This window comes from Nocardia sp. 852002-20019_SCH5090214 (assembly GCF_001665865.1).
Taxonomy (GTDB): Bacteria; Actinomycetota; Actinomycetes; order Mycobacteriales; family Mycobacteriaceae; genus Nocardia; species Nocardia nova.
Genome location: NZ_LZMK01000405.1, coordinates 1 through 1,779 on the forward strand (window position 1 = coordinate 1; position 1,779 = coordinate 1,779).

Consider the following 1,779-nt stretch of genomic DNA (forward strand, 5'->3'; position numbering starts at 1 on the left):
CCCAGGTCCGGGCTGGACATCAATCCCGGAAACCACCACCGCCCATGAGGAGGCAATCACCATGTCCGACACCACCATCCGCGACGCCGCGACCTGGCAGCTCGGTGTGCCGACCGGCTACGCCCAGCGCATCGCCCACGTGCTGGCCATCGCCGGGGTCAACCAGGCCCGCCACACGCGCACCCGGCTCCAGCGCGACGACGACCAGGCCCGCGAACACGGACCCGCCGCGATCGAACTGTTCGAGATCGCCGTCGGCAACCAGATCGGGGCCGCCGAGGACCGGCTGGAACAGATCGTGTGGGACAACCAGTGGGCGCTGACCTCCGCGCTGGCCGACGCGCTGACCTGGCACGACACCTCCGAGATCGCGGACCAGAAACTGACCGAACTGTGCGACGCCTTCGCCCACCAGTGGGGCGTGAACATCGACACCGAGCAGATGCAGGTCGGCATCGATCCCGACTTCGACGCAATCGGAGCCCAGAGCCGCGCGCAGGCGGCGGCGCTGTTCGCACGCCAGAGCGCGGCCATCGGGATCATCGAGGACCTGCCACTGGCCCCGGAAGCCAAACCCGTTGTCGGCCAGGCCGTGCTGGAGTGTGGCGGCGGCGACGATCTCGTCGCTGCGCTCACGCAGCCGTTCGATGGTCGCGGCGGTCTCGTCACCCACACCCCAGGTTTCGGGGGACTCGTTCGAGATGTCGTTTTCGGCGAGGTAGTCCGCGGTCGCGCGCAGGTCCTCGACATCACCGGCGAGCAGTGAGAGTTGTTCGGTGAGTTTGTCGCGGTCGGCGTAGCCGGGCCAGAGCTGCAGGTCCGGGTACTGTCCGTCGCGGATCGCTTTGCCGACCTCACGGACACGGGCCTGGTCCTCAGCGGTCATCACCGCGATCTCGGCGGCCATCTGCTTGGCCGTGACGTGGCCTTCGTCGAATCCGGCCAGCAGCTCCGGGATGCGGCCGCGGGCTTCCTCTCCGGGATCGACGAACACCGGGGAGGTGAGCAGGTCGATGTTGCGGGTGTCTCCGGTGAGGTAGTCGACGACGAAGTCGACGCGGGTGCGGTCGTCTGTGGTGAGGCCGGCCGCATCCAGATCGGTGTCGAGCTGCGCGCGCCGCTGCTCGGCAGACGACAACGCGTAGGTGGGGGCTTCGTCGAGGCTTTCCCCGCGCCACCGCAGCAGTGCCTGCCCGACAACGGGTTTGGCTTCCGGGGCCAGTGGCAGGTCCTCGATGATCCCGATGGCCGCGCTCTGGCGTGCGAACAGCGCCGCCGCCTGCGCGCGGCTCTGGGCTCCGATTGCGTCGAAGTCGGGATCGATGCCGACCTGCATCTGCTCGGTGTCGATGTTCACGCCCCACTGGTGGGCGAAGGCGTCGCACAGTTCGGTCAGTTTCTGGTCCGCGATCTCGGAGGTGTCGTGCCAGGTCAGCGCGTCGGCCAGCGCGGAGGTCAGCGCCCACTGGTTGTCCCACACGATCTGTTCCAGCCGGTCCTCGGCGGCCCCGATCTGGTTGCCGACGGCGATCTCGAACAGTTCGATCGCGGCGGGTCCGTGTTCGCGGGCCTGGTCGTCGTCGCGCTGGAGCCGGGTGCGCGTGTGGCGGGCCTGGTTGACCCCGGCGATGGCCAGCACGTGGGCGATGCGCTGGGCGTAGCCGGTCGGCACACCGAGCTGCCAGGTCGCGGCGTCGCGGATGGTGGTGTCGGACATGGTGATTGCCTCCTCATGGGCGGTGGTGGTTTCCGGGATTGATGTCCAGCCTGGCCCAGCAG

General features: G+C 68.7%; 1 pseudogene. It reads right to left on the reverse strand.

Annotation, left to right across the window (positions count from 1 at the left end):
* Nucleotides 1-19: 19 nt before the first annotated feature.
* Nucleotides 20-1,779, reverse strand: a pseudogene (locus A5780_RS34195) (hypothetical protein); the annotation flags it as partial.